Origin of the sequence: Aminobacter sp. BA135, from assembly GCF_050859125.1 — a bacterium.
GTDB lineage: Bacteria > Pseudomonadota > Alphaproteobacteria > Rhizobiales > Rhizobiaceae > Aminobacter > Aminobacter ciceronei.
The window spans coordinates 93,669-106,543 of the sequence record NZ_CP139574.1; the positions used below are offsets into that span (position 1 = coordinate 93,669).

Here is a 12,875-nt window from a genome sequence, read left to right on the forward strand (position 1 = left end):
TGGTCCTGTATCTGGCGAAGGCACCCTAGATCAAGATGGGCCATATGGCCAACCCTATAGGCGACAGACAGTGGATGCCCTAGTTGAGCGCCGCACTGTCTTGGCCGGGGCGTACACGCCATATCCTGTTGCCGACGTCATCGGCGACCAGCAGCGAACCATCGCGCGCGATCGCTACGCCGACCGGGCGTCCGGCCGCAGTATCGTCGGGGCGCAGAAAGCCCGTCAGAATATCCTTTGGCGGGCCCGCCGGCTTGCCATCGCTAAATGGAACGAAGATCACCTTGTAGCCGCTTCGAGGGATGCGGTTCCAGGACCCATGCTGACCGACGAATGCACCGTTTTTCATTTCCGGTCCGAACAGATCGCCGGTGTTGAATGTCAGGCCTAGCGAGGCCGTATGCGAGCCTAGCGCATAGTCCGGCTTGAGCGCCTTTGCGACCAGGTCCGGCATTTGCGGCGCGATACGGTCGTCAACGATCTGACCGTAATAACTATAGGGCCAGCCATAGAAGGCGCCGTCCTTGACGGATGTCATATAATCGGGAACCAAGTCGCTGCCGATCTCATCACGCTCGTTGACCACAACCCAGAGCTCGCCGCTGTCAGGTTGCCATGACAGGCCATTGGGATTGCGCAGGCCGCTGGCGAACAGACGGCTTTGTTTTGTCGCCAGATCAATCTCATGCACCGCGGCGCGGCCTTCCTCGATGTCCATGCCGTTCTCGCCGACATTGCTGTTCGAACCGACAGTTGCATAGAGCTTCGTGCCGTCTCGCGAAGCAATGACATCCTTGGTCCAGTGATGGTTCAGGCCAGCCGGCAGGTCGGCAATCTTTTCGGGCTGGGCGGTGATTTCGGTCGCGCCCTCTTGATAGGGAAATGCAACGACGCCGTCGGCATTCGCCACATAAAGTTTGCCGTCGAGCAAGGTCATGCCAAAGGGCGAGAACAACCCGGTGATGAATGGCTGTTTCAGCTCCGCCTCACCGTCGCCGTCAGCATCGCGCAGAATTGAGATGCGGTTTGCGCTCGGCGCGTTGGCGCCGGCGCTGCCCATGATCTTCTGAGCCACCCAGCGACGGATGGAGACACTGCTTTCTTCCTGCGGCGGCTTGTTGCTTTCGGCGACCAGCACGTCTCCATTGGGCAGGACATGCAGCCAGCGAGGATGATCGAGACCGTCGGCGAACTGGTTGACGGCATAGCCTTCTGCAGGCTTCGGCATCTCGCCTTGTCTCCACGGCTCTGCCTCGGCCTGATGCACGGTCGGCAGTATCCTGGGATCGGGTTCGGGCAGCTTTGGCTCGGGCCCATATTGGTCTTCGATCGCCACCTTCGCCTCTTCTCGCGAGGAAAGGAAAACAGCCCCGACGGCAACTATGCCTATGACCAGGACGGCGAGGAGAGCGAGGATCAGTTTTTTCATGGCAGGAGCTCCCTTTTGCGTTCAACGCGTCGGGCTAGCTCCAGTTGCAATCTTATCGAAGCACCGTACACAGCCTCAGGAGCGCTGCGGCCTGAACATCCGCATCATGACGTCGGAACGGCGAACAAAATGCTGAAACAGGGCGCCGGCGATGTGCAGCACGATGGCGCCGAGTAGTGCGGTTTTGAGCACATTGTGTGCGGCAGCGGCTGCTTCCACACCGGCAAACCAGGCAACGCCTCCCGACAGAGGCAGCAGAAACAGCGACAGATAGATCAAACCGTGCACCGCTTCGGAAAGGATTTGCAGCAAACGCGGCTCATCGGGTGGAGGGGGCGGCGCACCGCGAGTGAGGCGCAAATGAACGCGGGCGAGAGCAAGCAGCAATATGGTCACGCCGGCCACCACATGCATATAGGCCAGCAGGCTGGTATCGGTGGCAGTTGGTTCGTTCCGCAGGAATGCACGCCAGGCGGCTTCCATGCCGTCATGCGCCAGATACTGGAACGCCACCAGGACGACGACGCTCCAATGCAACGCCACTTGCGCAGTTGAATATCCTGATACCTGCTGCCGTGTCATTCGCATTTCTCCCTGCGTTGCGCTTTGCGCCTCCGATGACGCTGGCCCAGCGCTTCGGAACTTTCTCATCATCGCGATGTTTCGTCACAATGGAAACGGAGAGGGCGTTCCGAATACCTGCAAAAACGGGATCGGCTCGGCAAAGATCCGCTGGACTGCTGCTGATTGCGGCGCTGACGCCCGTTCTTTCAGCCTGCAGCGGTGTGCAGTCGGCACTCGATCCGGCGGGCGAAGAATCAGGACAGGTCGCGCGCCTTTTCTGGGTCATGATCGCGGGCGGCCTGCAGATCTGGACCTTCGTGGTCGCGCTTTCTCTCTACGCGTCTCGATGGAAGCGCGAACCGTTGCCGGAAGACAGGGCGGCACGGGTGATCTTCTGGGGCGGCGCGATGCTACCGGTAACCGTGTTGGCAGCCCTTTTGGCATACGCACTCTGGCTCATGCCGTCGCTGCGTCCTATTGCGGGAAGCGACGACGCCACCTTGCGTATCGAGGTAACCGGCAGGCAGTTCTGGTGGCACGTCGTCTACCAGCGCCCAAATGGCGTCAGTGTGGTCTCGGCAAACGAGATACGATTGCCTGTAGGCGAGCGGGTCGAATTCGCCCTGACCAGCACCGACATGATCCATTCCTTCTGGATCCCGGCCCTTGGCGGCAAGATGGACCTGATCCCGGGCCGACAAAACCGCCTGTCCCTGAAGCCTACCAAAGTCGGGACCTATCGTGGCCAATGCGCCGAATTCTGCGGCACCTCACACGCTTTGATGGCCTTTCCGGCGATTGTGATGGAAGGCGCAGCGTTCGACGCTTGGCTGAATGCGCGCAGTCGGCCCTCGAGCGGCGTGGAGGCGCCAGGCATGGGACGCGCACTGTTCGAACGCGAACGTTGTGGCTCCTGCCATCGTATCGCAGGGACGCCGTGGCAGGCGACAGCAGGGCCGGACCTCTCCCATGTCGGTTCCCGCCTGACCGTCGGCGCAGGCCAGCTCGCCAGCGGTTCAGAAGCCCTTGCGAGCTTTATTGCTGATGCGAGTGCAGTCAAATCGGGCGCTCATATGCCCGCCAACTCGCATCTCTCCGCCGCTGAACTGACCGAGATCGCAACCTGGCTCAAGGGGCTGCAATGAGCGCGCAGCTGGAGCCCAGACGCGACAGGGCCACCGAGGAAGCGCAACTGCGTGCCGTTTGGGCAAAGCCAAAGGGGTGGCGCTACTGGACCTCGGTCAACAATGCGCAGGTCGGCCTCTGGTATGGTGCCACGGCGTTCGCATTCATGCTGTTTGCGGGCCTGCTCGGCCTGCTCATCCGCGCCCAACTCGCCGTGCCGCAAAACGACCTGTTGTCCGCAGAGACCTACAACCAGGTCTACACGCTCCACGGCACGGTGATGATGTTTCTATTCGCCGTGCCGATCTTCGAAGCTGTGGCGATATTCCTGCTGCCGCCCATGCTGGGTGCCCGCGAACTGCCGTTTCCTCGTCTTGGCGCCTTCGGCTTCTGGAGCTTCCTGATCGGCGGCGTCTTCGTATGTGGGTCGATTTTCTTCGGTGCGGCGCCCAATTCCGGCTGGTTCATGTATCCGCCGCTGGCGACCAGCGAACAGGCCGGCATCGGCGCCGACATCTGGCTGCTCGGTCTGTCCTTCATCGAGGTGGCGTCGCTTGCCGCGGCGGTGGAACTGATCGTCGGCATCATGAAATGCCGGGCACCGGGAATGCGGGTAAACCTGATGCCGCTCTTTGCCTGGTATCTGCTCATCGTCGCAGGAATGATCCTGTTCGCTTTCCCGCCGCTCATCGCCGGGGATCTTCTGTTTGAACTGCAGCGCATGTTCGACTGGCCGTTCTTCGACCCGGCGCGCGGTGGCGACCCGCTTCTGTGGCAACACCTGTTCTGGATATTCGGTCACCCCGAAGTCTACATCATCTTCCTGCCGGCAATCGCCTTGCTCGCGATGATCGTGCCCACCTTCGCAAGGCGACCGATCGTCGGCTATTCCTGGATCGTGCTGGCGGCGGTCGGCACCGGCTTCCTGTCCTTCGGCCTTTGGGTCCACCATATGTTTGCGACGGGCTTGCCGCAGATCTCGCTGGCTTTCTTTTCGGCAGCCTCGGAGGCCGTGGCGATTCCGACGGCGGTCCAGATATTCGTATTCATCGCCACCATGCTGGCCGGCCGGGTCATCTTCTCGACGCCGATGCTGTTTGCCATGGGCGGCATCGCCATCTTCGTCATGGGTGGGCTTACCGGTGTCATGGTCGCACTTGTGCCCTTCGACTGGCAGGCGCACGACACCTATTTTGTCGTCGCGCATCTCCACTATGTCCTGATAGGGGGGATGCTGTTCCCTGTTTTCGCCGGGCTCTATTACTATTACCCGCTAATCGGCGGGAGACACATGTCAGATCGTGTCGGCCGGTTTGCATTCTGGCTGATGTTCGCCGGTTTCAACATCACCTTCTTCCCGATGCATCTCACCGGCTTGCGCGGCATGCCGCGTCGCGTCTACACCTATCCCGCCGATATTGGCTGGGACTGGCTGAACCTGATCTCTACGATGGGCGCCGTGGTGCTTGGCATCGGCATGTTCGCCGTGGTGATGGACGTTACCCTGCATCGCCGTGGGAAGCCGCGCGGCGAGGTAAACCCGTGGAACGCCGGCACGCTGGAATGGGTCAGCGAGCCGGAAGAGAATTGGGGCGTCCGCTCCATTCCCCGCATCGAGAGCCGCTATCCGCTCTGGGACCAGGAGTCTCTGGCCAGGCAGGTAAATGCCGGAGATTGGTATTTGCCCGACGCCAAAGAAGGCCGGCGCGAAACGCTGGTCACATCCGTCCTAGACGCCGAGCCCGAACAGGTTCTGCGGGTCGGCGGGACATCCTATGTCACGATCATCAGCGCTTTGGCGCTCGGCACCGTGTTCGTTGCCCTGACGTTCAAATGGTGGATCGTCTCCCTGATCTCAGGCCTCGCCTTTATGGCGGCCATCTTGTGGTGGTTGTGGATCGGAACGGGGGACATCCCGGAAAAAGATGAAAAAGACATCGGGCACGGCATTTCCCTGCCGCTCTATGCATCCGGCGTGAAATCCGTGGGTTGGTGGGCGATGTTCATCACCATGACCGGTGACGGAACGGCTTTCGCCAGCCTCACCTTCGGATACTTTTTCTTCTGGACCGTCCATGAGGACTTCACCAGCGGCATCGCCGGCCCCGGCATGTTCTGGCCGATGGTGGCCTTGGCGCTGTTTGCGCTTTCCTGGGCAGCAGCGCTCGGCGCACGCGAGGTGAACCGGCGCCGCAAACTGGCAATGGCGCGGATCCTTCTCGGCTGCGGTGCGCTGACGTCCATCGCCGGCTGCACCGCAGCTCTCGCCGGACCATTCACCACCGGCATGAACCCCACCGCCCACGTATACCCGGCAATCGTCTGGACACTCGTCATCTGGGCGGCGTTACACGGTGCGGCGGGCGGCATCATGCAGCTCTATTGCCTGGCACGCAGCCTGGCCGGGCGGCTCACCGACCGGCATGACATGGAATTGCACAACGTAGCCCTCTACTGGCACTTCATGCTGGTGACCGCGCTGGTGACCTTCGCCGTCGTCGGCCTGTTTCCGGAGGCGCGGTGATGCGCCACCTCTTGCCTCCGGAAATCGAGTCGCTGTGGACGCTTTTCACTGCCCCCGTCGTGTGGGCGCTGCACTTTCTGGCTTGCTACGTCTCGACGGCGATCTTCTGCGCAAAGCCCCGTCTTTTGGGCAACGATTTTTTCGATCTTCGCACCCTTATCGCCGGCATCACCCTGTTGTCTCTCGCGATAATCGTCGTCGCGGCGCTGCTCGCCTGGCGCCAATGGGGGTTCGGCACCGGCGATCCGCCGCACGACGACCCCACCCGTCGCGACCGTCTTCTCTTCCAAGGTTACGCAACCCTGCTGCTGTCCGGCCTGAGCTTCGTGGCCGTAATCTTTACCGCGCTTCCGGCCGTGTTCCTGACGGAGTGTCTGCGATGAGAGGGCTGGCGCTCACAAGCGGCGTGGCAATGCTAGCGCTGATCTGGCTCGGGCCCTTACTCGGGCCCTGGCGCGGCTCCTTCGCCGCGCACATGCTAGCTCATATGGGTGTGATCGCCATTGCCGCGCCTTTGATCGCACTGGGCTTGCCTCAAAACTGGCGCCCAAGACATTCGATGCCTCTCGCCTTGCCGATCGTCGCCTCGCTCCTGGAGCTCGTCGCCGTCTGGGGATGGCACGCCCCTGTTCTGCGCGGCGCAGCGGAAACCTCGCCCGTCGTTACTGCAACGGAACAACTCATCTTTCTCGCCGTCGGCTTGCTGCTGTGGTCGACAAGTTTCGCAGCACCAACGGAACCACGCCACGTGGCGGTGGGCACATCAGCCCTCCTGCTCACTTCCATCCACATGACCCTGCTCGGCGCACTTTTGGGGCTCAGTCCACGACCGCTCTATGGCAGCGGCGAGGTCACCTGCTTCGGCATCGTGCTGGATGCCGGCCAGGATCAGCAGATCGGCGGCGTCGTCATGCTTATGATCGGCGCGGTCGTCTATCTCGCCGGCGGCCTTTTCCTCATGGCTCACCTCGTCAAGCCAAGTCCCAACGCGAGAGAATTTCCGCCGACCGCCATGTCATCGACTACAAGCTTGAACAGGCAATCCCCTGGCTCGGTAGGCGCCGGAGCCCCTCGGCAGGCGACTAGGCCCGACCGCGCGAACTGAACCGTTCGCCGAGGCTCAGTTGGCCCCCGTGGCCCCCGTCCCCCAGCTCAACCGCGGGCTCGAAGATCCTGACCGGCGCACAGGTTAAGGCTTGCCTGCCATCGACCCGCATGGATCGTGTTGCATCGGTGGGCTCAACGATAGTTTCCCGCAGTATGCCCATATGTGAAAAGACTACACCTCTATCCGGAACGATCGGCATCTTGCGCCGTCGGCATCGCCACCGACGCAATGATCGCGATAGTGGCGCAGCACGGCGGGTACGACCCCTCGGGGCCGAGCTTGTCGAAGCGCGATCGGATCGAGCGTCCCATGGTGGTCGCACGCCGGATTGTGCAGTACACTGCCACCACCGTTCCGCTGTTGATGTAGTCCTGAATCTAATCTCTGGGAGCCACCTCTACCGCCCGTATTCGCGAAACAATCGCGGCAACTCCAGCGAGCCGCACCGCGCGACCGGCTTGCCAGCCACCGGCGACCCTTACGACCCTTCCGGTCATTATCAAAATTGAAGTGCGTGCTCTCTCAAGGTTGCGTCCAACGCTAAAAACCCCCTATTCCACCCCATCCATAGCGTTGCCGGAGATGCGATGCGACAGACCCCCGCGGCGCCGCGGTCGGAACGCGCCTCGCCACATGAACGCGCGCCGTTGAATGTCGTTCCACGCCCAGTTAAGGTTACGCGCGTCTTGGCGTTGGAGGAGGAGTTTGAAGTGCCCGAATTACATCAGAAGGGTGTGGATCTCGTTCTCGAATTGCTGGATGTGGCCGACCATCCCGATTCCTTGCCTGACCTGGAAACTCGCAACTTGCTAAAAAGAGCAGCCACGACGCTGAGCGAGCTCTTGGTAAGGGATAAACCCGCCGCCACAAGGATGCCGGAACAAGGCAAGCCATGACGGCTACAGTGTTTTGCGTCGGAGTGATTGGAAGACCTTGTTCATAAGGTCTTCTGATACCGACAGCAGCGAGTCAGCCTCCTCCAGAAGGACCTTGGAGGCTGAAGCGGCGATGCGTTTTCTCACAGCCCGTAGTTCCCCGCGGATGGCTTCGATCTCTTCAATGATCTCTTCAATATGATGGTCGTCTGGCATTGCCCGTTCTCCTGGGCAGCCAAGCGCCAGCGAGCAACATGGTTCCATCACCTTTCCGTCATACTAGGGATGGCCCACCGCTTCCGGTTGGAAAAGAAGCGGCAGGTCCGCTGCTCAGGAGCGAGTGACGGCGGGGTTGTCGGGTCGCTCCGGCATCATAAATTCGGCAATGTGGGAATGGTTCCGCCAGACTGCGAAGCCTGCCGGCCCAAGCTTGACGCAGCGTCAGCGGGGAGTAGAATCGCCCTTAAGCTCGCCCCCTTGCCATCGTCCCACCAGGCAACCGAGAGAGCCTTGCGCCTGCGCTAACAGCACCCCTTCTGGCGCGGGCGCTCTCTTCTTCGTTCAGGCCGAGGATGCCCTAGATAGAGGGTATGCGCGATCGGTCGCCTTCCGCCAACCTTGGCGGGGTCGTTTGTGGCTGCCTTCCTTCAGAATGTGGATCAATCGATCTCTATCTGTGATGCCCGATCCATATAGACAGATCAATGATGCTGTCTGCAATTCCTTATCTATGTCAGTGGCTGAAGGCGGCAGGGTCTCCCTAAGGATACGTGCCATGAAATCCAGGTCGCCGGGCCCAAAACAGGTACCACCTAAAGGCATGCTTACCTCCGGTATGACTGTCGAACGCTGAATGGAGAATTTTTGACAAACCCGCGCATCTCAGTCGAGTCATCAACGGTTGAACCTTAGATCGGCGATACTCGCATAAATTCTTTCGGACAAACCTCCCGGATCGTCTGACGTTTCGGAGGTCGATCGCCAATCTCGCGATGGCGTACTCGCCATGGCTATTGCAATGATAGCCGTTGGATAAACTAGATACCGCTTGCGTGACTATTGGAGAAATATGTCGACCGAAATATTGCCAAAGCCGGGCGGCCAGATTGTCGAGCTGACTTCCGATCTTGTCGCAGCTTATGTTCCACAACCCGGTTCCTGCAGCCGATGTGCCGGGCTTGATTGCAGACATCTATGCCAGCTTTACCAAACTGGGGCACCTGTCGCCGCTGCCGCCGAACGTTGACCCCACCGGTGCCCATCAAAATAGCGGTTACTCGCGATTACATTATCGGCGTGGAAGACGCAAAGCAGTATCGGACGCTGAAACGGCATCTGGGGCTGATGGGGCTCCCCGCGCAGTACCACGCAAAGTGACTTGGCGGCAATGGCGCAGAGACAGTCAGCGCTGACAGGTGCCTGCAAATGGCCTGTCACATGGGCGTGGTTTACCACGCCGTAGGGCCTCGTACGGCTTCACCGGAACCATTGCACCGGCGCGGACGTTGCAAAAATTGGGTAACGTCATGAGGAGTTGATCATGAGCACGATCCTTTCCCGGCTGATGGCAACGGCAATCGCCACATGCTTTGCGGTAGCGTCCGTTATTCCGGCCGTTGCCGTACCTGCTTATTCACTGAAAGCACCGTCGGCAGAGGCTGCGTTCCAACAGGTTCAGTATGATGGCTACTGGCAACGACGCATGAATCGCGATGATCGTCGCTATCGGATAATCCGGCGTGGCAACGTGGTTTACCTCAATGGGCACCGCGGTTATCGGGACTACCGGCCAGGCTATCGTCGATACAACGACTTCTGGTTCCCGGCTGGCGCCTTCATCGCGGGGGCTATCATTGGCGGAGCGCTGAACCAACCTCGTTATGCTCAGCCGCCATATGTCCAACGCACTAGAAACGACGCCCATGTCCAGTGGTGCTATGACCGCTACCGGTCTTACAGGGCCTCCGACAATACCTTCCAGCCCTACAACGGTCCGCGTCGGCAGTGCTATTCGCCTTATAGCTAAGCTTTACTATGAAAAGCCCCGCAAGCTTGCGGTTGCAGGGAGTTGGGTAGCTTGGTCAGCGGTACCATATAAATGGCCGCTTCAGCCATGGTGGCGCGGCAGCGGTGCGGATGCTTGAAGAAGACGGCGAGACGGACGGCAGCACGTGTCTCCAAGGCGCCATAGGGATGGCATTGGTAGCGTAGTGCCGATTTCCCCTCCCGATTTTGCCGAATCGTTGCCCGCGCTTTGATGCGCACGTGGGCTGGGTGAAATGGGACATGGTCGCAGCGGTGTCATTTGAACGGCTGGACTTGTTTCGAACGGACCGCGATCGTCAAGGGAAACGTAAGTTTCTGACGATCGAGCGGGCCGACGCGGAATTCGAACGGGTGTTTCTGGCATCGTGACCGTTTGAACGCGAAAAAACCCCGCCTGCCGGAGCCAGCGGGGCTAGGGATGGGAGTGTGTCACACGGTGTCAGGCTATCATGATTCTGCTGCCCTTACGGCAGTTTAAAGCCTCCGCCCATCATGAAGGCGACGATGTTTAGGATAATGCCCCATGATGACCTGGCGCCGATCGGGCGGGGTGGAATCGAGCAGTTGCTCGTCGTTATCAAGGACGAAAACGATCCGAGGGTGCCGCCCGACGCACGGCTCTGCCATGGGATGCTCGAAGCTCAGCTCATGGTCGTGAGGGCGCAGATCCTGGAGAGCAGCGGTACGGAGAAGCTCGGCAGCATCTCCAAACCAGATTCTAGTGGTCGGCGCTATGGCGGTCATCCGCTACGCCGAGCGACACGGGACTAGGCGAATGGCTCGTGCAGCTGACGGCACGGCGCACAACGGCAAGGCGGAGCGCTTCATCCAGACTTCGCTGCGCGAATGGGCCTATGTCAGGCTATACGCCTCATCGAACGAACGCACCAAAGCCATTCACCAGTGGGCAGACAACTACAATCTCGCACGGCCACACTCAGCCCTCGGCGGCATCAGCCCATTCCGTAGACTGAACAACATTCTTGGAAACGACATCTAGGGCAACTTTCATTTCACCCAGCACCATCCGAAAACACAGCCGCGCACCACGACTTTCTGAGAAACGGCAAATGGACTCCCGTTGGGCAGCGCAATGCGGATGAGCCGGGAGCGATCTCTTGGTCGCAGCATGTTTTGAAACTCCGCAGGCAGTGCGTCAGCAATCTGGAGCACTTTTTCGACGGTGCCTTCGCTGCGATCGCTTCCAGCGCTGACGTCGACTTTCAATCCCTCGGTGACGGGGAATAGATACTCATCTGGAAGGTACGCCAGAATGTAAGACCGCCCGCCATTAATCTGAAGAAGTTCGTCGCCAGGACGGACGAACTGGCCGGGAACAGGCACGCGAGAACCAACCACTCCAGCGGTCAAGGCCTGGATTTTTCCGTCATCATATATTTCCTTAAGCTTGGCGACAGCGTTCTCGGCGACTTGTCGTGACTCTTGAACCATCCGAAGTTGCGCTTGGTTGTCCAGGCCTTGGGCAGTCAGTTCAGCCAGCCTTTGTGTCGCCTGGAAGCTTGTGCTCACAGCGTCATCGCGTGTCCGCATTGGGATTAGCCCCTGCCTGGCTACCTGGTCGAGCCTGGCTACCGTCTCGCCGCTTTCGCGCGAGGCGCGCTCCGCCAGTGGCAGGAGAATGGATATTGTTGTCGACTGTCCTCGCAACTCGGTCTCTTTCACTACCATTTCACTTGAGCGCACAGAAAGGTCGGCGATTTCCTTGACCATCTCGAAGGACTCGAGCTGGACGAGTAGTGCGCCATTGTCTACGACGTCGCCTTCGCTGACCAGAACCTTGACAATGGTGGCGGGATAGCTGGCCGCAACGACGCGCTTGTCATTGAGCACGATTCCGTCAGCCGACAGTATAAACAGTGAGCCGACGAGGTAGTACGCAATCAGTAGGAAAAAACTCGCCAGCAATATAAGGTAAATCGCCCTACCCAAACGACCGGTGTGCGATCTCTGTTGCTTGTCGATATTGTCTATAAGCGTTCTTTTGCGGATGTGTTGCATAGATGCGTGGTCACCACGGCCTAAGCAGACGCACTTTTGCCGGCACATAGTTGTCGCGATGAGAGCCTGAAACAAAGCACTCGTCGACGTAAGCGGTCAATCGCACAAATCGCATCACATACGACATGAACAGCGAATAGGCCGGCAGGAACGGCACGTTTCGTCCAAAGGCAGCGCGGTGGGTTATCCGGTTTGCCAAGGCGAGCATTGCGGCGTCGAACAGTAACAAGGCCGATTGGAGGGCGATCAGGATCGGGATGGCTTCGGGCCCAAAATGGGTGACAAGCCACAGAAGGTAGAGCGGAAATTGCTCCCGAAGGGATTGAGCAGCCGACGATGCTTTCTGAACCTGAGCCAGAAAGCGTCACGCTCCCACCGCAGACGCTGTCGAATGTAGGCGTAAACCGACTCCGGCACATCGGTGTAGCACAACGCATCCGGAACAAAGGCAATGCGCCAGCCGGCTTGGCGCATTCGAATGGTAACATCCAGATCTTCGCCGCCACCAACGTCGAGCCCGCCAACCTGAGCCAACGCCTCGCGGCGAAATGCTCCGAACGCCCCCGAGCAACATGTTATTTGCTCCATCGATCCGCCAAAGCGTTTGCCCACGGAGATGGACTGCAAATACTCAATTTCTTGGATCTGCGTCATCAGCGTTGCGCTGGCATTTCGCGGGGCGATGTCACCGCATGCCGCTCCGACGAGAGGGTCGTCAAAAGCACGTACCAGCGCTTCAATGGCAAAGCGATCGAACGAGCAGTCGCAATCGACGTTGATGATGATGTCGCCTTTGGCGATTTCGCAGGCGAAGTTCACGCCGCTTGACTTGCCGCCCCTGACATCAGTCGAAAGGACACAGGTCGCGTCACCGGATCCGACGATCTCACGCGCAACTTTGCTCATCCGATCGGTGGATCCGTCACTGACAATCACGATCTCGAAGTCGAAAAACGACTGCTCCCTAAGCGATCGGACGCATGCCCGGATCGAATCCGCCTCGTTATGGCCAATCAGAACAACACTGACCTTGAGGGGCATGCAATGGGGTTGTCCGATCGGATCGGACTGCGCTGATTCTCTTCTTTGGCTCAGCGCCAGCGCAGCAAAGGGCAGGGCGTAGCGCGGCAGATCGAACATCAGCGTGTACCAAAAGATCGCAACGACGCTCGACAGGGTCTATGA

General features: G+C 59.6%; 12 protein-coding genes and 1 pseudogene. 8 read left to right on the forward strand and 5 right to left on the reverse strand.

The window, feature by feature from the left end; translation table 11 throughout:
• Window positions 1–79: 79 nt before the first annotated feature.
• Window positions 80–1,429 (reverse strand): PQQ-dependent sugar dehydrogenase, encoded by a 1,350-nt coding sequence (locus SLT36_RS31030; RefSeq protein WP_432289553.1) that lies wholly within the window; start codon window positions 1,427–1,429, stop codon window positions 80–82.
• Window positions 1,430–1,504: 75 nt separating this feature from the next.
• Window positions 1,505–2,011 carry a cytochrome b gene (locus tag SLT36_RS31035; RefSeq protein WP_432289554.1) on the reverse strand — a complete coding sequence of 169 codons (507 nt, stop codon included), beginning with the start codon at window positions 2,009–2,011 and terminating at the stop codon, window positions 1,505–1,507.
• 35 nt (window positions 2,012–2,046) lie between these two features.
• Here SLT36_RS31035 and coxB point away from each other — a divergent pair, with 35 nt between their 5' ends.
• The 5 genes from coxB to SLT36_RS31060 all read left to right on the forward strand — a co-directional run bounded on the left by coxB (window position 2,047) and on the right by SLT36_RS31060 (window position 7,646).
• Window positions 2,047–3,138, forward strand: a complete 1,092-nt coding sequence (gene coxB, locus SLT36_RS31040; RefSeq protein ID WP_432289556.1) for a cytochrome c oxidase subunit II — start codon at window positions 2,047–2,049, stop codon at window positions 3,136–3,138.
• Window positions 3,135–5,642: a cytochrome c oxidase subunit I gene (gene ctaD / locus SLT36_RS31045; RefSeq protein WP_432289557.1), complete on the forward strand. Its 2,508-nt coding sequence runs from the start codon at window positions 3,135–3,137 to the stop codon at window positions 5,640–5,642. Before coxB ends, ctaD begins: the two co-directional genes overlap by 4 nt.
• Window positions 5,642–6,025: a hypothetical protein gene (locus tag SLT36_RS31050; protein ID WP_432289559.1), complete on the forward strand. Its 384-nt coding sequence runs from the start codon at window positions 5,642–5,644 to the stop codon at window positions 6,023–6,025. The genes ctaD and SLT36_RS31050 overlap by 1 nt, the downstream gene beginning before the upstream one ends.
• Window positions 6,022–6,747, forward strand: a complete 726-nt coding sequence (locus SLT36_RS31055) for a cytochrome c oxidase assembly protein (RefSeq protein WP_432289561.1) — start codon at window positions 6,022–6,024, stop codon at window positions 6,745–6,747. Before SLT36_RS31050 ends, SLT36_RS31055 begins: the two co-directional genes overlap by 4 nt.
• 590 nt (window positions 6,748–7,337) lie before the next feature.
• A complete protein-coding gene (locus SLT36_RS31060; protein WP_432289563.1) occupies window positions 7,338–7,646 on the forward strand; it encodes a hypothetical protein in 309 nt (102 codons plus the stop codon).
• A 3-nt stretch (window positions 7,647–7,649) separates the two neighbouring features.
• On the opposite strand, the gene SLT36_RS31065 is transcribed toward SLT36_RS31060, so the two are convergent.
• Window positions 7,650–7,841 carry a hypothetical protein gene (locus SLT36_RS31065; RefSeq protein WP_432289565.1) on the reverse strand — a complete coding sequence of 64 codons (192 nt, stop codon included), beginning with the start codon at window positions 7,839–7,841 and terminating at the stop codon, window positions 7,650–7,652.
• Window positions 7,842–8,819: 978 nt separating this feature from the next.
• On the opposite strand from SLT36_RS31065, the gene SLT36_RS31070 reads away from it, so the two are divergent.
• The 3 genes and pseudogenes from SLT36_RS31070 to SLT36_RS31080 all read left to right on the forward strand — a co-directional run.
• On the forward strand, window positions 8,820–9,002 hold the full coding sequence (locus tag SLT36_RS31070) for a MucR family transcriptional regulator (RefSeq protein WP_432289674.1): 183 nt from the start codon (window positions 8,820–8,822) through the stop codon (window positions 9,000–9,002).
• Between the two features lie 163 nt (window positions 9,003–9,165).
• The gene (locus tag SLT36_RS31075) at window positions 9,166–9,651 is read left to right on the forward strand and encodes a BA14K family protein (RefSeq protein ID WP_432289567.1); all 486 of its coding nucleotides are present in this window, start codon (window positions 9,166–9,168) and stop codon (window positions 9,649–9,651) included.
• An 825-nt stretch (window positions 9,652–10,476) separates the two neighbouring features.
• Window positions 10,477–10,671, forward strand: a pseudogene (locus SLT36_RS31080) (integrase core domain-containing protein); the annotation flags it as partial.
• Between the two features lie 8 nt (window positions 10,672–10,679).
• Here the strand turns inward: SLT36_RS31080 and SLT36_RS31085 are convergent.
• Both SLT36_RS31085 and SLT36_RS31090 read right to left on the reverse strand, forming a co-directional pair.
• Entirely contained in the window at window positions 10,680–11,690 is a 1,011-nt protein-coding gene (locus SLT36_RS31085) for an HlyD family secretion protein (protein ID WP_432289568.1), read from the reverse strand.
• A 246-nt stretch (window positions 11,691–11,936) separates the two neighbouring features.
• Entirely contained in the window at window positions 11,937–12,830 is an 894-nt protein-coding gene (locus tag SLT36_RS31090) for a glycosyltransferase (protein WP_432289570.1), read from the reverse strand.
• Window positions 12,831–12,875 lie beyond the last annotated feature (45 nt).